Source organism: Psychrobacter sp. CR212 (assembly GCF_059693765.1).
Window position 1 is genome coordinate 38,799 of sequence record NZ_JCATIF010000006.1, and the last position, 19,672, is coordinate 58,470.

The 19,672-nt window shown below is 36.5% G+C and carries 13 protein-coding genes; 4 read left to right on the forward strand and 9 right to left on the reverse strand.

The window, feature by feature from the left end; translation table 11 throughout:
* Nucleotides 1-202: 202 nt before the first annotated feature.
* Nucleotides 203-1,486 carry a hypothetical protein gene (locus AC58CZ_RS11115; protein ID WP_494224493.1) on the reverse strand — a complete coding sequence of 428 codons (1,284 nt, stop codon included), beginning with the start codon at nt 1,484-1,486 and terminating at the stop codon, nt 203-205.
* Nucleotides 1,487-1,570: 84 nt separating this feature from the next.
* On the opposite strand from AC58CZ_RS11115, the gene AC58CZ_RS11120 reads away from it, so the two are divergent.
* Nucleotides 1,571-1,780, forward strand: coding sequence for a helix-turn-helix domain-containing protein (locus tag AC58CZ_RS11120; RefSeq protein WP_201599984.1), 210 nt, complete (start codon nt 1,571-1,573; stop codon nt 1,778-1,780).
* 82 nt (nt 1,781-1,862) lie between these two features.
* On the opposite strand, the gene AC58CZ_RS11125 is transcribed toward AC58CZ_RS11120, so the two are convergent.
* The 3 genes from AC58CZ_RS11125 to AC58CZ_RS11135 form a co-directional block, all read right to left on the reverse strand.
* The gene (locus AC58CZ_RS11125) at nt 1,863-4,601 is read right to left on the reverse strand and encodes a TrlF family AAA-like ATPase (RefSeq protein ID WP_494224494.1); all 2,739 of its coding nucleotides are present in this window, start codon (nt 4,599-4,601) and stop codon (nt 1,863-1,865) included.
* Between the two features lie 73 nt (nt 4,602-4,674).
* Nucleotides 4,675-7,629, reverse strand: coding sequence for a type III restriction-modification system endonuclease (locus AC58CZ_RS11130; protein ID WP_494224495.1), 2,955 nt, complete (start codon nt 7,627-7,629; stop codon nt 4,675-4,677).
* Nucleotides 7,630-7,676: 47 nt separating this feature from the next.
* Complete coding sequence (locus AC58CZ_RS11135; protein WP_494224496.1) at nt 7,677-9,683, reverse strand: DNA methyltransferase; 2,007 nt, start codon at nt 9,681-9,683, stop codon at nt 7,677-7,679.
* A 202-nt stretch (nt 9,684-9,885) separates the two neighbouring features.
* Between AC58CZ_RS11135 and AC58CZ_RS11140 the strand changes: the two genes are divergently transcribed.
* From AC58CZ_RS11140 to AC58CZ_RS11150, 3 genes are all read left to right on the forward strand, one after another.
* Nucleotides 9,886-10,188 carry a YuaX family protein gene (locus AC58CZ_RS11140; protein WP_494224497.1) on the forward strand — a complete coding sequence of 101 codons (303 nt, stop codon included), beginning with the start codon at nt 9,886-9,888 and terminating at the stop codon, nt 10,186-10,188.
* Nucleotides 10,189-10,279: 91 nt separating this feature from the next.
* Nucleotides 10,280-11,107 carry a TIR domain-containing protein gene (locus AC58CZ_RS11145; protein ID WP_494224498.1) on the forward strand — a complete coding sequence of 276 codons (828 nt, stop codon included), beginning with the start codon at nt 10,280-10,282 and terminating at the stop codon, nt 11,105-11,107.
* Between the two features lie 136 nt (nt 11,108-11,243).
* The gene (locus AC58CZ_RS11150) at nt 11,244-11,864 is read left to right on the forward strand and encodes an AbiV family abortive infection protein (RefSeq protein ID WP_494224499.1); all 621 of its coding nucleotides are present in this window, start codon (nt 11,244-11,246) and stop codon (nt 11,862-11,864) included.
* Nucleotides 11,865-11,907: 43 nt separating this feature from the next.
* On the opposite strand, the gene AC58CZ_RS11155 is transcribed toward AC58CZ_RS11150, so the two are convergent.
* The 5 genes from AC58CZ_RS11155 to AC58CZ_RS11175 are packed head-to-tail and all read right to left on the reverse strand — an operon-like array spanning nt 11,908 to nt 19,616.
* Nucleotides 11,908-13,476: a Tn7-like element transposition protein TnsE gene (locus AC58CZ_RS11155; RefSeq protein WP_494224500.1), complete on the reverse strand. Its 1,569-nt coding sequence runs from the start codon at nt 13,474-13,476 to the stop codon at nt 11,908-11,910.
* Nucleotides 13,473-15,020: a TnsD family Tn7-like transposition protein gene (locus tag AC58CZ_RS11160; RefSeq protein WP_494224501.1), complete on the reverse strand. Its 1,548-nt coding sequence runs from the start codon at nt 15,018-15,020 to the stop codon at nt 13,473-13,475. Before AC58CZ_RS11160 ends, AC58CZ_RS11155 begins: the two co-directional genes overlap by 4 nt.
* A gap of 1 nt (nt 15,021) precedes the next feature.
* A complete protein-coding gene (locus tag AC58CZ_RS11165) occupies nt 15,022-16,695 on the reverse strand; it encodes an AAA family ATPase (protein ID WP_494224502.1) in 1,674 nt (557 codons plus the stop codon).
* A gap of 22 nt (nt 16,696-16,717) precedes the next feature.
* Nucleotides 16,718-18,817: a TnsB C-terminal domain-containing protein gene (locus AC58CZ_RS11170; RefSeq protein ID WP_494224503.1), complete on the reverse strand. Its 2,100-nt coding sequence runs from the start codon at nt 18,815-18,817 to the stop codon at nt 16,718-16,720.
* On the reverse strand, nt 18,801-19,616 hold the full coding sequence (locus AC58CZ_RS11175) for a TnsA endonuclease N-terminal domain-containing protein (RefSeq protein ID WP_494224504.1): 816 nt from the start codon (nt 19,614-19,616) through the stop codon (nt 18,801-18,803). The genes AC58CZ_RS11170 and AC58CZ_RS11175 overlap by 17 nt, the downstream gene beginning before the upstream one ends.
* Nucleotides 19,617-19,672: the final 56 nt, after the last annotated feature.

Here is a 19,672-nt window from a genome sequence, read left to right on the forward strand (position 1 = left end):
ATGAGTGTCTACAATCATATCAATTTTATCGTATTATTAAGTGCTTTAAGCATCAGCTCTTATTAATAACTCAACAATATACGACAACTGTTGTCGCATTACTTTCTAATCTATTACTAGAGTTATTAAAAAAGCCAAATACACTTAGTATTTGGCCTTAGTATGAGGATCTTATAACAGATTTGGTTCTTTAGGTTTTACACTACTTCAAATCATTGATTGTAATTGAGTAGTTAGTACTTTGCGCACTTCCTAGGGTTGCATAACCCACTTGTCCAATAGTCTGCTGCGGTTTATAAGGACTAAACAGCTCATCGAGAGTGTAATGAAAACCGCCATCCTCTATTCTAAACACGTAATCAAAAAATACCTTTGCCATAGCAGACTGAGGGTGACTAGCGTCACGATAAGACTTGTTAGGATACCAACTACCACTAGATATCTTACCAAAAACCCGTTCGATATTACCTGAAATAGAGTTTGATGCATGCTTTCTAGTAATATTCGGTTTTTGCACGAAGGCAGCAGCACTTTCAACCGCTTTATAGATTATATAGTGCATAACAGATACAGAACATTCAGCTAAACAAGCTCTAAGTAAGCTTATGAGCTTTTCACCAATAGGCGGTGCCAAGTTGTTTAGTTTTGACCTAGTAATCAGATAGCTTAGGCACTCTCCTAGCTGTATTTGCTGACACCACATTTCAAACTGAGTATTGCTGACTAAAGCACTGATATTCTTTTTGGATTTAGTATCTACCATTATTTTAGTCAGGTCATTAGTCTCATAAGCAAACTCAAAAGTTGCCTGATAATAATCAATCTCTAACTCTCTTTCTTCATTGACACTAACATATTCATAGCTCTCTTCAGGAGCCAATAAAAGCAGATTTAGCTTGAAAAGATGGTGAAGTATTTTTTGATCTAGTCCAAAGAACGGTGATAAAAATAGTGATATATTATCGCGCAGAGAGATCGTAGTTTTTAGGTTTTCTGCTCCTAAGCTTTCCATAGCTGCAGCAAGTAAAAGCTTATCTACTTCATTAAGCTCAGTTATTGGCAGGACCTCAGTTAATTGAGTACCTCTGTAATCATTAATATACTGGAGGGCCGCTTGTCTTCGTTCTTCTTCTAAACGCTTTTGTTCAAGCCGATACTCTAGATACTCTTGTTCTCTTGTTTCTTGAAGCACTTTCCAACAACTGTCACAACGCCAACTATCAGGTTTTAATTGAGTCAGCTGTGAACGAGTATAGCAAACCTTAGTTTTACCACATTCTATGCATTGGCAGTCTAGTACGACAAGATGAGCATTTATTTTAACGATACTATGTATATCCTGATACTTAACATCAAACTCTTGACCTATTTCTTTACAGGTATATATAAAACCACTTCGTTTATCGCCTTCTCTTAACCAATACCTCTCACAGATCAGCTTATTAGTTTCTGTTATATCTGACTGATACTCTAGTTTAGTTTCCACGCTCACCTCTCAATACCGACTATATCCCGTGGATATTGTAGCTTACCACTGTGATTATTGCTATCTTTAGCAGTGGTTAATGAAATGACAACAGATGATCGCATGATTGCCTTTGGAAAGCGTGTCCGTGAGGTACGAAAAGGTAAAGGAATATCTCAGGAAAAACTTGCAGAAATGGCAGGTATTGATCGAAGCTATATGGGAAATATAGAGCGTGGTGAAAAGAATGTTACTCTTAAAAAGGCGTATGAAGTTTGTGATGCACTAGAAGTGGATATAAAAGATTTAATTTGAAATCATATTCTCAAAAGACCTAGGTTGGTTATCGATACATGATCAGATAGCAAACCTAGTGTTTAGTAATACTTTCAATATATCAAAAATTATACTTTTGCTCTCTTAGCTTAAATGCAGTATTTCCACCCTCAAGAATTTCACAAATATGCTCTTTTATGGTTTTGGACTCTAAAATAGACGCATGTTCAGAATCAAACTTAACGTTTGATTCGATACTACCGAGTTTATATTCAAACTTTTTACTGCCATTATTAGGAGTTTTAGACCCGTGCTGATTAGCAACTATAATCTGTTCACTATCAGCATTAACTACAACATTAGCATTATGTGTCACTAGGATAATTTGTCTTTTTGATTTCTTCTCTTTAATGTATGTTACAAGTTCTGTATAAATGGCTCTGTTATCTAAATCATCCTCTGGTTGATCTATTATTATCGGACATTTCCTTTCGCTACATTCTAAGCTTAACTTTAGAACTACAAAAGCTTTTTTACCTTGTGACATCTCAATATAACTGTCACCTTCATAAAGAACATCATAGCTAAGCTTAAACCAAGTCGTAGTTAGGAACTCAGAATGAAAACTCTCTTCTGTAAAGCCTGATTTTAGCTTAATTGAACCCTTTTCTAGTGCTTCAATAATATCGATAAAACCTGAAAATAAAGCTTCCACATCGGAAAATTGTAAATTTGCATAATTTTGTGCTTTTTCTGGTTGTTGATTAATATACTTGACTATAAATGCATTAAATTTTTCGCTCTGAAACTTTGGAATAGGTGATATTTCTAAGCTATTATCCTCAAGCACTTTAATCTCTTTAGTTAGAAGTAAGGGCTCTTTATTTATTAAACGCCAATTATCATGAGTTTTAGTTAGAATTACGCTAGATTCATTTCTAATTTCATTGATCTCATCTTCTAACTGCATGATAACTTCAAGCTTTTCATTTTCTCTAGTTTTTTGGACTATTAATGGCTTTATCGACTCAGTAGCTTTAAGGTATTGCTCTATTTGGATAAACCTACTATCTGTATCTATTAAAGAAATTTGCTCCTCATAATAATTCTTAGTAGTATTTAGAGCTAGTTTTGCTGCTTGCTTTAACTCTTCAACTTGGGCTTCAACAAAAATTTCGATATTATTAAGCTTTTCTTCTGTAGTGTTTTTTATATATTGGTAAAAAGGGTTATCTAAAAATGGATTTCTGATTTCTAATACATTTTCTACGGATAGATTACTTATATCTTCTATAGTGCTTTTAAGAGTGCTGAGACTATACTCCAGCTTTTTCAAAGCAGCTTGTTTTTTACTATGTTCTTCAAGCTCATGCTGAGTATAGTTCCCAACACTAGACTTGTTTATTAACTGATTTAATCTGTCAATCTGCTGTGAAATATCGCTTTTATTTCCAATGCTACTTGACTGTTCAAGCTTTTGTTTGATAAGTTCTTGATTACTAAAATAGCTCGAAAGCTGACTAGCATTTTTCTGTTTCAACCCTGCAATTTTTTTATCACTATCTTCATAGACTTTCGGGTTTAATTGGAACAGGATATCTTTAACTATACTTTCAATACCTTCTTCATGTGTTTTATGAAACATATGACCTTGATAAAAATAATCTATAGACCTTGTATCATCTTCCTTATTATCCTGCCAAATTATTTTAATACAATCTGAAATTTCTTGAACATGAGTTTCTGGTTCACCATTTTTCAGAGAACTAGGAGCAACCTTGTTAGCGATACACTGGACTAAGGTAGATTTGCCAGAAGAACGGCCACCAATAATAGCATTAAGGTTTGGATTCAAATAAAGAACGTTATTACCTATGTTTTCATTGTTGATTTCGATTCTATCAATTACCTCGTAATCTAACTTGGGTTCTGGTCTATTTGAGCCTATGTAAACGCGTGTTTCAGGCTCATGAAGTATTTGTTTTAAACCCTCAAAGGTTGGCTCAGCTTTAATCCAACAGTATCGATTCAGATCAGGGTCAAATAGCTTTTCTAAACAATGAGCATCACTACCATGTATACAAGGTTTTAATGAACCATATTTTTTTATTATTTCCTCTTTATCATCAGCTCTTTTGCCTATAAAGTACTCAATATCAGATAGTTTCGGTGAGAAAATTCCGTTAGATGTTCTGTAAATTGTATTCATTAACTCTCTTGGTGGAACCTCATGCTTACCAACGCCTGAAACACCATCTGTTGAGTTATTAGAAACAAATATGAGGCAATTATCAGATAAAATCTTTCTTGAATTTATAGTATCTATGATATCAGTATGACTTATAACCAGTTCTCTTAAGCCAATTTTATAGGCAGTATCGTTATCGATGGCTTTAGAATCATGGTGTCTGCCTAAGCTTGTAACATCATGTCTAGTTAAATTGAACTTTTGCTGCGTATCGGTTGTCATTTCAACTTTCGTCATGAACCCACTTTTGAAATCTTCAATAATCTCTGGATTAAATATTATATGGATATTGACTAGTTTACTCTTTGAAGTAGTTGGAATAATTCTAAGCTCTATATTAGGTATTAGAAATATCTTACTTATCGCATCTTTTTGACATTCAGTGAATGAAGGATGTTTGTTAATATGCTCTTGAAAAATCTTAACTTTTTCAAAGTTTTCAATACTAAAGTAGTCAGTGATACCTATAACCTTAATATCTTTCTCTAAAGCTTTAGCAAACAAATTCTCACAGTATTCATCGAAAGTTATATTGCCAAACTGATCATTTTTGGCAGTTCCTTTTGTATGAACATGTAAATCCCAACGCCCCCATTCTGAACCTCTATACATCTTAAAGTCCTTATTATCCAATGAAATGTTACGGTTACTATTTAGTTTGCTCTCATTATTGACGCATCTTCCTTTATCCAGCCCGATCTAACGCCTTATTAATAATATCCTTCACCAAATCATCCTGAAACTGTGTGCTAAAGCTGACACTAAGTCCATCTGACTCCATTTGATTAAACAACCGCTCAGCATGCTTAATCTTACGGCTTTCCTCTGCTCTCAGATTATCAGATGAGCTGGTATCTTTGGTCTCAATAATTAAATTTAGCGTTTGACCTTTTTCAGTTTCAATGACATAAGCAAAATCAGGTGAGTAAGTACCACCTCCAGCTATCGGTATTCTAATTGAATTGCGAGGGATCTTACTAAATACTGTCACATGCTTTATCTGCTCTTTAATATTCTGCTTTTCTAAAGGCGAATCATAGAAAACATCCTCAAAAAGATAAGCATCATCGGGCTTACCGTTATCATAATGAACACCTAGCTGACCTGATTTTAACTCGAGTAAAGGTGAGCCAGTTGAATCTGTATAGCTGGTAGGATGAACTTGATTAGATATGATGTTATAGCCTATTTCAAACTTCTGCATAGCATTTTGGAACAAATAGAGTTTTATCCCGTCAGCAAACTTACGGATAGTTTGGATGTTCAAGTAGTCATTAATATCTAGACCCTGTTCACCTTTGTCTTTTAGATGTCTGAGAGTAACGAACGCTTTATGTAAGGTTGGCAGTTTTATATACGTTTTTTCAGATAACTGGCGTAAAAAACTGCCGTAACTCATGGTGCTAATTTTTGCGAAGTCATCCTCATCATCATATACGCTCTGATAACCAGCTTGATTATTATGAATATGAAGCTTCGATACTTTTGTTACGAGCCCAGTCTTACTGAAGTTATTAGCAGCAATCTCTTGCTTCAGATAGTCCATAAGCAGGTTTTCGTAGAAATTGACCTCATCTTCAAACTGGTATTCTAAAATAGCACGCTGATTGATCAACTCCCATAGTTCCTTGAGTTCTTCGTATTTACCAATTCTAACCTTAGTTTTGTTTTTCGTATCTGTTTTACTCTTATCGACAACCTTATCTTTTTTCAGCTTCTGAGCAAAAGCGTTGGGATATAGGTCTTTAAGGGCTTGATAACCACCCTCCAAGAACTTCTCGTCATCATCAATTAAGTTTTGGTCATAAAGTTGATTGCTGAGCTCTCTTTTACTCACTTCATAATGATTTTTGATTTGCTCAACTAACTCATTATTCAGTTCTTCTGGCACTACTTCTGAAGCAGAGGTATCATTGATTTCTTGAGTTAGCTCCTCTACAAAATCCTTTTCCGTAAAGTCGACATAATAGTTTAAACGGAAGTCATCAGTCTTCTCTCTTGCCATATGCTCATTGACAGGCAATCGCAAGCCTCGACCAACTTCTTGTAGTTTAGAGGTCGTACTACCACTGGATCGAAGCTTACAGATTTGAAAAACGTTTGGATTATCCCACCCCTCACGCAACGTCCATTTAGAGAAAATAAAGCGTCTTGGATTATCCAGTGACAATAAACTTTCTTTATCATGCAGAATTTCGTTAATCTCAGCTTCGATTTTTTCGTCATTACCTGTGTTGTCTTTTGAGAAGTAGCCACCATGGGTCAGACTGATATCTTTAATAGTCCGCTGTAAATACTGCTTATAGAATGGATCTGTTTCTTTAGCAAGATAGGCCTTAGCTATTGCTAGGACCCAAGTCTCAAATTGTATTTTTAAACTGCCAGCGAGCTCATTACCGTCTCTATAACCCTCGATATCATCAATAAAGAACAGCGTTAACGGTTTGATGCGCGGACTGCGAGTAAGCAGCTCCCGCTCCAGTTTAAAGTGTTCTTCGATAGCCTTTTGAATCATACTGTCTTGAAGAGACTCATGATAAGAGTAAGGGTTAATACTTTGGTCTTTTTTAAGCTCAATACCGTTACTAAGAACCAAAGTAGTTTTATTTAATTTTTCAATATTTAAACTATGTATCGCTGAGTGAATGCTTGAAAGGGAGTCATCTTTGCTAAGTATATGGCGAGTTTTAGTCCCATTTTCGCTGAGCTCAAACTCGGCTTCTTTACCATCCAATGACTTTAAAGTGAGCTTAGCAGCATCGTTGCCTGACAAGGTTTCAACATAAGCGGTGACCCCTTTGACTAGGTCTTGGTTAAAGGCATCAACAGCAGTTAGATGGTAAATGAGGTTTTTATACTCATCGTTGAAAGTTGCACCATAGCGTAGCGTGAACTGTGCTTTTAAGTTCGATATACTTTGCCAAGTTTTACCCGTTTGTGGAAACTTATGCGGCTCGTCTATGATAACGACAGGGTTGATACCTGCTAACGCATCGATTGCTCTATCGTACTTCTCTCCAAGCAGTGCGCGATCAAATCTTTCTTCTTGAATAGTGGGTGAGTTAATCATGCCTTGGTTAATCACCAAAACGTGTATTTTACTTTTGTCACCGTGACTGGAATTGACAAACTGAGTCACAGACTCTGGCATATACGATCTTTTGCCTTTCTTACTTTTTTTGCTCTCAACCACATAAGTGACGATTTGCTTATCATGATATTCACCTTGAAAATCATGGCGAAAGTGCTCACGCAAAGCGTCACTCTTTAGGAAGTTTACCGTACCAGCTTTAATAGAAAGAGTAGGCACGACGACGATAAACTTAAACAGCCCATAGATTTTGTTAAGCTCATACATGGTTTTGGTATAGGTATAAGTCTTACCTGTACCTGTCTCCATTGATATATCAAATACAGGATCATCACTGCGTTTATCTGTGCCAAATATACCGTTATCTTTTTGCACTTGCTCAATGTCATTGGCTAGCGCTGTAGCTTTAAAACTGATCTTAGGGTTGACATATTGATTGATGGTATAGTTGCTTGAAGAATGAAACTCTACATTTGCAAACGACTTTATTAACGCAATAATTGCCTTTTCTTGGTGAGGTAGATTGGGTTCAAAGTTAAAGCCTGCCATGGTCACTCTCGTCTATGAAGTTGAAAAAGAAAATAGCTATCAAAAATTTAGTATCTAACAATAATATTGATAGTGATCTTCTTTTTGTTTTGATAGCTTCTGATGGCTTCGTTTAATTCCATTTGAATGGCGGTATCGAAGTTGTAGCCGTTAACTATGATTCTATCTGGCGCAAAACTTTTATCCTCATCTAACTTATCTAACAAGCACTTCAAGTTTTGAGTGCCAAAGTCAGAGGCGATAAGATATAGGTTTTTGTTCACCAGCTCAGCGTTATAGCCCTGTAAGTCTACATGATCAATGTCTGCAGTTAGCTCATTGTTATCGTAAAGCATCCACGTCGTCAGCAGCGCTTGATACTGCTCGTCACTTAATACCATATCGTCAAATAGGCTTTCATTACTCACTTCTAAATCTTCATCTATATTAGGTCTAAAGTCATCAATAGTCTCAAAAACTCTAAGGCCTAGGTCACCTTGATAGCCTGCATTCTCTCTAGCAATCTTTTGGGCAGCTTTAATAATACGAGCTTTAGTGATATCGAAAATTGTCTCATAGCCAGCTTTAAAGGATTCTTTTGAGCCTTCTTTAGCTTTTTTCTTATCAGCATTAGAGTCAAGTTCATATGTCAATTCATCAATCTGGACGCATATAAATTTACGGTTACCGTTATCTTCCAAGTTAAGTTGCATAACAGCATCAGCTGAAGAGCCACTTCCTGAGAAGAAATCCAAAACGAAGTCATCCTCTCGACAAACAAATGAGAAGATATCCGTAAGCATTCTTACAGCTTTTGGGTTATTGAAAACTTTTACATCGTCAAATAACTCTTTAATTTCGTTAGTACCTGAACGACCATCCAAAATCATAACTGAGCTTAGTTTTTGCTCATAATCTTTAGCATAAACCTTGATTTCTACAAGTTTATCTTCATCTTTCCCAAAAATAATTCTGCCTTCTTTAATCATTTTATTCATAGTACTTTCAGGAAAGCGATAGCCTAATAAAGGCTCTTTGCACGGCTTGCCTGTTACTGGGTGAATAATGTCATATCTATATCCCTCTTTGCCAGGGTTATGAACTCCCCTTTCTCCAGAGTATGCACCTTGTTCATCTATAAACTTATAATTCTCTAATGGCCAAAGCTGCGACTTATTCTCTTTGAACCATTTTGAATATGCTTTTTGTAGCTCATCTTTATCTGCATAAGTAGATATCAGGTTATTACCCACATTAATAAGTATATCTTTTACATCTGAAAGTTTGGACTTCCAAAAATTTTCCAGCTTAGGAAGCTCTTTTGCATAAACAAGAATATATTCGTGCTCAATAGCAACATTAGTAGGATTGTTATCAGTCACGTTCTTCCAGACAATCTCACCTACAAAGTTTTCTTCACCAAATATCTCATCACATAGTAGTTTTAATTGAGCTTGCTCATTATCATCAATACTGATGAAGATAACGCCATCCTCTCGCATTAATTCGCGAGCGATATATAGCCTTGGATACATAAAGGTGAGCCAAGCGCTATGACTATTCGAACCTTTAGCGTTAAAACTAAGGATTCGTTCCGCTTCGGCTTTATCGATGCCTGCTAGTCGGCTTAAATCATCTACTGTGAACTTGAAGTTATCTTGATAGACAAAACCATCTGACCCCGTGTTGTAAGGAGGGTCAATGTATATCATCTTAATTTTTTCACGGTAGCCATTGACCAAGTGCTTCAATACTTCAAGATTATCACCTTTAATCAGTATATTGCCGCTATCATTGTTTTCAGCGCTCTCGTTATGCGTTGTATCAGGTTTCAGTAGCTTTTGAGGCGGTAAGTTGGTTAACAGCCTAGCATAAGCTTTACCAAGCCAATTTAGGCTATATGATTCCTTGACCATATCTACTTCGTTGGCTTTTACGACTTCCATCATCTTTTCAGGCTGAAAATGTCCACCCTTATCGAAACATTGAGGAAAGTGCTTCTTTAAAATAGCAATTTGTTTACTATTTGCCGTTTCAGTTTCATCAAATAGGGTTTCGGTAGGTAGGTTGGTCATGATACTTCCTAGAGTGTGAGATAAAAAGAACGCTTGTATAACTGCTTTGGCATTATGACAAAGTCATTCTATCCAAACAATGAGACAAATATTTCAAACGACACGTATTGTCGCATATGCTCAGCTAATGTGAATTGTTAATTAACTAACCTGCTATTATAACTTTATAAAAATCGATAGTCATGAAATAGGAGTAGATAAGATGTTCGAGATAAAAGGACTGGATCAACTGAACAAGACATTAAGTGAGTTGGGCAAAGTGACCGATGAGCTTGAAGGTGAACTAGGAAGCATACAGTTCGATGCTGAAAGTGCTGAAAATATTGAGTTAGCTATCGTTCAAATGGAAAACATGGTTGATAAAAAGTTTGAAAATTACGCTTCAAATCCTATGGCTATCGACATAGCTAACGGTGTCAAGGCAGCCTATAGGCAAATGATTGTAGATAAAGCAAGTGAAGCAAGAATACAGGCTGATAGCGAGGAGAATAAAAATGGCCGTTGATCTATTCAAAAAAATCGATAATACCGTGTTAGATCTCCAAGCATCACAGAACCAAACTTATGAAGGCTTGCTTGAAAAGCTAGCTTAGCTATTGCGCCATGATGACTTGCAGCCTTTTAATGAAGCACTTACTCAAAATATTGATTTAGAAAAATTTCTAGAAGCGAGCTATGCCACACAGAAAGGAATGTCGGGCACTAGCAAATTACAATGGACTGGCGATGACGAACATGACTTGGGTTTAAAGTATGCATTAATTCAAAAAATAGGTAATGATACAAGTTATGCTTTCAATTATGCATACGAGTTTTTTAGTAGCCGCGATAATAAAACAATCTCTTGTATTCACAACTTAGTTAGAGGGCTAATAATCCTATTTGTACGCGACTACAAAGAATATGTTGCTTCAAATAGCAAAATAGAGCCTGAGCTTAAGACATATGATGCTAACGCTGTAGCTCAATCTAATAGAAAAGTATTTGTCGTTCATGGGCATGACGATTATGCAAAAGAAATGATGGCCCGTTTTCTAGAAAAAAATGACTTTGAAGCTATTGTTCTTCATGAACAGGCAAGTGGTAATAAAACGATTATTGAAAAAATTGAGCATTATGCGGATGTAGGGTTTGCAATTATATTACTGACTCCAGATGATATGGGTAAATCGAAAGATGCAGATAATTACCAACCTCGAGCCCGTCAAAATGTGATTTTAGAGTTAGGTTATTTTATGGGGAAGCTAGGCCGGCACAAGGTATGTGCATTCAAATCAGGTGACTTAGACATTCCAACAGATTTTAGCGGTGTTATTTGGAACCAATTAGATAATGCTGGTGCTTGGAAACAGGTGCTATCAAAAGAGCTGAGTGAAGCAGGTTATGATCTAGATAGTAACAAGCTTCTAAAGTCCTTAGGGTAAGTCTCTCATCTCGGAAGTAAGCTGTCTAGAACCACTCTCAGGCTCAGGCGGCTTATACATTTTGCTACAGCTGAATACCGAAAGCTATCGAAGGCTTTGCAATTGTCATGGATATTCATTAACAGGGAGTAACGTAGTGAAAAGTACGGGTCACCATATAGCATACGAAGCATCTCTATCAATTTCTGATGGTTATATAGGATTACATAATAGAGATGAGTATAATGCTGCTATTATGCATATCTTTGATTTGATAAAAGCTTCATATACCTTATTAATGGCTGACAGTGCAGCACCTTCGCTATTTTTATCTATTACTGTATTCGAAGAAATTGCTAAAGTTCACGCTGGGCACATGCGCTCAAGAGGAGAGCTAGAAACGAAGCAAAGAGTAAAGCGATCGAAAGACCCTCTCTTTAATCATGGCAAAAAGCATAGGATCTCTATCGACCCTTTATTTTTATCTTCTGAACGCTTATATAACAGTATTGGTAAAGAGAGAGTTGAAGAGATAATAATGAACTATGAAACAGGGAAATACTCAGCTCTTAGAGAAAAGTCGTTGTATTTTAGTCGAACTAATGAGGGTTTGCATATACCCTCTAAATTCATAAGCATTAATTTATCAGCTGAACACCTACTGATAGCTATTGAGCTATTTGGTGAGTTGTTTTGGGGTATGACGGCTGTTGCTTCTATAGCAAGTGATGAAACTGATGAGATTTTTTTAAGAGTGACAAAAATACTCATTCAATGAAAATTATATAATTATGCTCGTTTTTTATATTGAGCATCCGCAATTATTCAGCCAAACCTAGAACTGTATCCAATCGCTTTTGCCATCGTATAAAATCGTCACTACTTTCAGTAAGCTCAAGCATATCTTGAGGATGATTCATAGTATACACATCACCAAACTTTTCTAAATAACTAGCCTTAGGCCAACGCAGTGATCTTTTAACGACTAAGCTCAGAAACTCATCCATATAATCGTCCCAGTAATCTAAATCATTGATTTTTATTATTAGGGTCGATAGTGGCTTAGAGTTGTCAGTAGTATCTATCTCTAAAATAACGAACTGAGAAGTGTCGGTTTTGACTCTTACTTCAAGTAAAGACCGTCTATTGCCGTCCATCGTTCTATGTAGCCTAGAGCGCCCAACAGCAGGTAAAAAATGTAGTTTTTCAATACAGTCAGTCTTAGGTCGTTCTGATAGCCTCTTGATTAGTAGCTTAAAGGCTTCAAATCGTTGCATATACAGTTCTAAAACATCGCTGTCATCCTCAAGCCCAGAGAAGTCCGCTTGGCATGCTGTGCCGTCAATTATGGCCTCATCTGTACCAAGATCTAGTTCTAATAACTCTTCATAATCTTCAGTCTCTGCTCCTTGTGCGCCTGGAACTCTTTTTTTGACAACTTTTCGAGTTTCTATTGGAGTTGCAAAGCTAAAGGAAGTTGTTGGCACCTCTATAGTTTTCGGTTTAGTGTCAATATCTGCTTCTTGCTGATCATCAATAGTATCACTACTCACTGAACTATTTGGCTTAGCTACGTTACTTGTACCGCCGCCTCTCGTAGCAGCTTTGAATTTCTCACTATAAAATGGCACTTTTTTAGGCAAAGAGGAAGAAATATTACTGATACCTAGAATTTCATGAATATAGTAATTGTCAGTGTCCTTATCCAACCGGCCTCTAGTCTCTAGCGAGATATTATCAAGCCGTGGCGGACTGAATTTAAAGCGCCATGTTTTTTTGTCTTCAGTTTCCTGAACTTCTTCAATAAAATTTTTTGCAATACTTTCATAGGAAGAACGGGCGTTCTTGTCTATTAGTATCCAGGCCAGTAAGCGTCTTTGGCCTTCATGATCAAAAATTTTTAAAGGTAGAGAGCTTATAGGCAAAACATTTACCAATACTGAGTCATCTGGCATGTCTTGAATCCAAAAATCTCTATTGAGTAATCCGTGATCAATACAGTTTCGAGCAAGATAGGCATTATGAAAAAATAATACTCGTGCAAACTCAATCTGAGGTATATGGACCGTTACTGTTGAATCATCTGCTCTGATATAGTCAAATACAAAGGTGTTACCACCCCCTTCTGAGTCGATACCTACTTGCCAATTAGCAGTAGAGATATTACTTAAAAAAAACGAATAACCACCCTTACGAGACTGCCCATCTAGAGGGTTTATGACCCTTCTTTTTGCGAGAGCTGGTAGATTTGATAGTCTAGTATGTAATATTTGATTTTTCCTAGTGCTTGTTACGTATAGCTCAAGATTCCATGTCTTCAAGTGTTTAAACTTGAAAATATTAGCAACGTACATTATTTTCGAGTCTTCAGGGAAACCTTTAGCGATCATATACTCACCTTGTTTATTCGCATATTTGTAATACTGTATGCATGCTCTAGAAACCTACTAGACTCAGGAGTAATTCGCTCATCACTCAATTTAGCCAGTCGTAATATCTCCCAGCGCTGTAAAGTTTGATTGTTCGATATACTATCAATTAATACCTGGCTTAACCGTCTTATTTGATAGTTACTAACGTCTTCACTATATCTGTCCAAAAATGCTGAGACTAAAGGTAGCTTATCTTGATTTTTCTCAATCATTGAGACTGAATCAGTTTGATTCATCCACCACTTTTTTGATTTGCGAGGTAATGTTAAGTCGAAACATGTGTGATCGTTTATTTTGATCAAAGACCTCACAAACTCGCTATCTCGCTTTTGCCAATCTACAGTGAATCCTTTAGGTATGTGACGTTGATGGTAGTTTTTGTTTGTATTCATAAACCATGTCTTATCGTTACGATATAGCCATGCATAAAGAGCTTTATTAACTTTTCTAGCACCTTTGATAGATTGGTTTTCTTTAATCAAGTCTAACCATAGGTTTCGATTTGAATTTACCAATTCACTATCAGGCTTTATGGTATTTTTCGCTTTTGTAATTTTACCAGATAGGGTGGTTTTCTGGCTTTTCACCTGCATTATTATTTCTTCAAAAGTCCATTCTTGCTCCAATAATGAACTAATAGCGATAATATGTTCAAGATAACTGAACGATTTACGATGTTTACGGAAAATACCGCGAAGCCAACCTGTTTCACTGTTAAGTCTATGAAGATTGTTCGATTCCAAAAACTCTAATGACCATCTGTTTTCCACCTTTTCTAGTATACGAAGATGATCGATATGTTTAAACCCTCTTATACAGTTACTAGATCGAGCTAAACCGTGATAAAAAGCAGTCCACTGCTCAAAAGTCGGAGAAGATTGTTCAGCTAAGGATAAAAGCTCAGATATTTTAGAAATGAGAAACCTATTATCTTCATTGATACTTCCTTGTGGATTTATATTACAGTTATGTGGAGTAGGGGCAATAAAATCATGACGGGAGTTAGGACGATATTCAACTGAAGAATCTGCTAATGTTCCATGCTTGCTACAACACGTTATGCCTGGAATTTGCCACATACGTGACCAATACCATTCACCATAATCTTTAAACTGCTCATTAAAACATTGTGGGCAGTAACGGATATATTTTACTGAGGGCAGTCTTGATGCATTACTCCCTATTGCTAAGTGAATAGCGCCTTGCGAATAATTAGCCATCCATCTCAAACATTCTTGTCGCCTAGATTCAGGGATAAAAGGAGCATACAAAGGAAAAAGCGTATGCTGGTATGCAATATAATTCAGATTAAAACGGTTATGAGGATAGTGATTCGCTATTTTAGATAAATGGCATGGCAAATCAACAGTTGCAACTACTCCTCTATCTTCAAAAACATCATCTAATAACTGCTTTGGACTAATCAATCCAGCTCTAATCTTATACCTAGCAACTGTGCTATAGATCAATTCTTGAGGGTATGGCATAGGAAGATTAATCATACTAACTCACCTTAGGTAGCCAGTCGTTAATATCAAATATTAGCGATGTAGAATCTTTTAAGTGCTCATAAAATGAATTATCTTTTTCCTTTTGAGTGAACTGATAACGTAAATCTTCAGAATCAAGCGTATGCCAATCCTTTGGTTTGATATAATTCGATTTCTTTGTACGATTAATCGTTTGAGAGTCATCTTTTAAATTGCTGTTTCCAACTTTAACCTCTTTCGACCATTCTAAAATAATAGATATCAACTCGGGCATAGAGGCTTCAGGTAGCTCAGAAACTGCCTTTTTAACTGTAGGAACTAGTACAGGGGAGTCTTTCCCCATATCGACTAACATACGATGTAATCTAATACTTAGTTCGCACCCCTGATATTCTGATACCTCATCGAACTCAGACTTCTTTTGATGTAGCTTACTTTGAAGCTGCAATAGCTTTTTATCAATGTCTGGTACTACTAGATCTGAAAACTCGGCAATTTTATCTGATCTACCAGATTGTAAGGCTTCTATCATAGGATGGATGGGTCTTAGGTCTTCATCATAAGTGGTCTGCAGTAGTTTAACCGTAATACGCTCTATCCCTGAATCTATGGCTCTGAGTTGAGCTAGTACAAAAAGCTTAACTACGATATCTAAAACGCCTTGTGATAGATCATACCAACGATTTCTTACATCATCAGACAAGATAATATCTGCTTTTTTCAACCATTGATACTTCCACAAATTATCCGTAAACCTGTTCCATTCAGATTTGTATATTTTACCATCTGCTAAAACTATATTTGGTTCTTGTGCCATCTGCTCCCAAAAAACTGAGCCAAAACCTGCTCCACGTCGAGCTGATCTTAGGTCTCCTTCAAATATAAATCTAGCTTTTGGTGTTCCAACCATAACGACAGGAAGACCTACCGTATTTACTAGCGTCACAAAAAAATTTAACATTTTCTCAGCACCGCCAGATTTATTAACACTGAGATGCTGTATTTCGTCTATTACTAACAGTCCGATAGCATGATGATTAGATATCTGACGCATCAAATTTAATAACGTTTCAATACTATGTCGTTTTAGCGCATACTTTTTTTCATAATTAGAGTCTAAAGCTTGGTCGATTGCTCTAAAAAAATGAAGACATAGGCTTTTAAGTGAACCATCATGTGGACAATCTACTCTTAGGTAGACAATTTGAGTAAAGTTCAAGTCTGAATGATAAATGACTTGAGGGTAGGTCGATAGAATTTTATTAAGGGTAGTCGTTTTACCACTACCTGAGCAGCCTATAAATGCCAAGCTACGTGCTGTAGAAGTCGCTGTAGGAAACCTAATCACATCGTCCTTACCAGACATTAAACGCTCATAGCCATTTTGAAGATGAGTATTTAAAGAGCCGTCTTTAGGATTGCGTCCAACATACCCTTCACGAATCATTATTGATAACTTCTTCTCAAGATCAATATGACGGTTGATAGGCTGAAAAAACAGACCCATCATTTGAGATATCAAATGTGCTCTAATAGAAGAGGAAGCCTGACAGTCAGAATGATTGAGCTTTATACTACCTTTAAGTTTTTTGACCACTTGTTCTGGTTCTAGAATGTCAGGCAGTGCCTCAATAAAGGGGTTCCCTTTGTAAGAACCAAAGCTTTCTTTATAAACTGCATTAATCATTACTGTCTCCAACATTCTGCAATCAGTCATCTTCAGATAAAATATCATGATAAACTGGGAACTTAAGCGCTAGCTCTTCATCATCCAGTTCACTTTGACTTCTCGTGCTTTTTTTGGTCGTAGGTAGTTGAATTAACTCACCTTTTTTAAACTTACTTCTTTGCCTGTCCCGTCGCTCCTCATCTTTAGCCAACCTTTTGTTATCATTGATATTAGCTAACTGAGCTGCCTTACTTTTAAATGCTGTTGGTTTAGCCTTCACAGCTTCTTTTATGATCTTTTCATTTTCTCGCTCAAAGGTTTCTAATGCGAAACTACTTTTAAGCTCTTGATTAGCAGCTGTTTTTTTCTGCTCTTCTTGTATTTGCCACACCTCCCAAAAACTACAACCTTTAAACTCTCTTGATCTATCGGATAAATGAGCTTTCCAATAATTGAGGCTATCTTGTTCATAAAAGATAAAAATTGTATTCGCATCTAAAGGATCGTAAGCAACTTTAATCGACTTAGGTCTATTGATTGTGTTTTTCCGATGAAGCCAGCCTTTTTCTCTTATTTCAGCACAAATATAGTAATTACCAAAAAGCTTGATACCTAAATCTGAAATGGTGGCTTTTTTTCGAGGTAATAGCGCTATGTATAAAGCATCCGTTGAGACAGCACGAAGCCTACCTGTTCGATGTTGTAGTCCCCAATTCCATAATTCAATAGGAACTAAAGGTAAGTCAGACGGCATATCACTATCTCTATCATAGTGACTTAACTGATAAGCATTGTTATGCATCAAAACTGAATTAATAATAATTTTTTTGAAATCTGAAATTGTCAAAGCAGCATCTAGTCGATAGTCTTTGCCACCTTTTTTCTTTTCTTTAACCCCTGTGACTATTCCTGGCGCAAATGGTTTAAACTTTGCCTGAAACGTTTTAAAGTAACGCTCTACAATAGGCTTCAAATCACCACGATAAGGAGGTGTATTCTCTATTCGAACTGAAAAGCTTTTTTCCAAGGTCTCAATCTGATGACCTAGTAACTCTCCACGATCTGCTAGGATTGCATCTGGTAAGCCTATACATGGCCAATCATCAGCTGTGATATTAATACCATTATTTTTACAGTAACCTTGTTTATCCGTTACCGCCATCTCTAAGGCTTGAATACTCGTGGCATAGGAAGGGTTTTCAAATCCAATATAAAAACCTGCTACCATGCGGCTAAACACATCTGTAACGAAGTAAATAACTGGACGACCTACAATACTCTGTCTATCTGAATCAGACACTAGATAAATATCTGCAATAGTAGCGTCGATCTCATAGCGTGAACCAGGACCAAGAACTTGAGTGTTAACAGTCGAGCTTAACTGTCTCACATCTTTGTTATAACTGATTTTATTATATCTGGCTTTGAGTTTTTGAACGGAAGTAAAGTTCTTGTTATAAAAGTATTTAAACTGCCAGATACTAGGAAAGTCCTCTTCTTTAACATCTGGATTTAAAGAGCGATACATTGTTTTAAACTTTCGGTAAGCATAGACGACTGTATGCTTGCTATCGTTTAATAAGTACTTATTTATAGTAATTGAGAAGAGCCTTTCTACATCTTCATTAATAACGGCAGTAACCCCCTCCTTATAAAGCCTAGGCCTACCTAGCTCTTTATCTTTAGCAATACGCTTTTTCCCTTTCGCTCCAGAATTCTTATAGTTCGGAAGTAGAGCATTAGGTACTTGGCCTTTTTGCCAATACCTACGAAGCAACCGATATAGCGTCTGCTTTGTACTTCTTTTAGAGTCAACAATCTCATTAATGAACTTTGCACGTTCCTCTGGAAGGTAATATAAAGGGTGATTTACAATAGGTTTGATAAGCTCATAACTCTCATCTCGTTTTAACTGAGCTTTACTGCCATCTTTTGGAGTTTGTAACAGTAAACTCTGATGAGGGTCGTCAGTGATATAACACACACCCTCTTCAATCAGATTTACTAGATCCTTAATAAGTACAAGTTCAGGCAATGCGGATGTACGATCAATCTCAATCCAAACAACTTGCTCTGGTAAAAGGCTTAGTATTCTATACGTTGAACCTTGATTACTATATACATCATTGATTCGCAACATATCCAAGCTCCTCAGTCATCAAGTCCCAATAATGAGAGTTACTTATTTGAATGTCGCTACACTTTAGCTTTCTGAAGTCTATGCGAAGGTCGAATGTGAAGAACCTCAGCCCTAATAGCGTTCTCAACTCATTAAGCGAACTACCTACCTCACTGAAATATGCAGTATCAATATCTTTGCATACAGCGATAATGCTTTTTTCAGGATATTTGGTAAATTCCTTAGCGTAAAAATTCAGACTGTCTTGAGTATCAACTGACCTATTTAGAGTAGTTTCTGGATATAGCCATTTAATGTTATTTTGAACGGCTATAGGTATGTCTTTTTCAGTGATTATCTGCCACGAAATACCTTTAGAGTGCCAGTATCGACGCTCTATCTCTAGCTTCTCTAGAGTTCTAGGCTTCATTAGATCTTTTGAATATTTTGCCTGCAAAACAAATTGGCTAAGCTCTTTATCAGAGCTCACAACATAAAAGTCTGATGTCATAACATGAGTATTGCCTCTAATAGCAGGATGCTTTACTTGCATATTCTCTGCAATCTGAAGGGTTTCATCAAATTTAAGAGGAAATTGCTCTCGAATATCTATTATTTCTTGACTCCATTCAAGAAATAGAAATGTTGCTAGCTCTAAATCAGACATTAAATGGTGAGTACGTCTTGTTTTGTGACCGAAAACCCTATGGGATCGACCTGACGACGATATATCAGATATTTTTATCCAAGGTTTGTACTCGGCAAACTCCCCCTGACCTCTACCTTCTTTAAGCCACTTTTCTTGTTTTTTTGAAAGCATAAAAAACCCCTGCTAAAGTTATATAAACTTTAGCAGGGGGTAATAGCGGAGTCAAC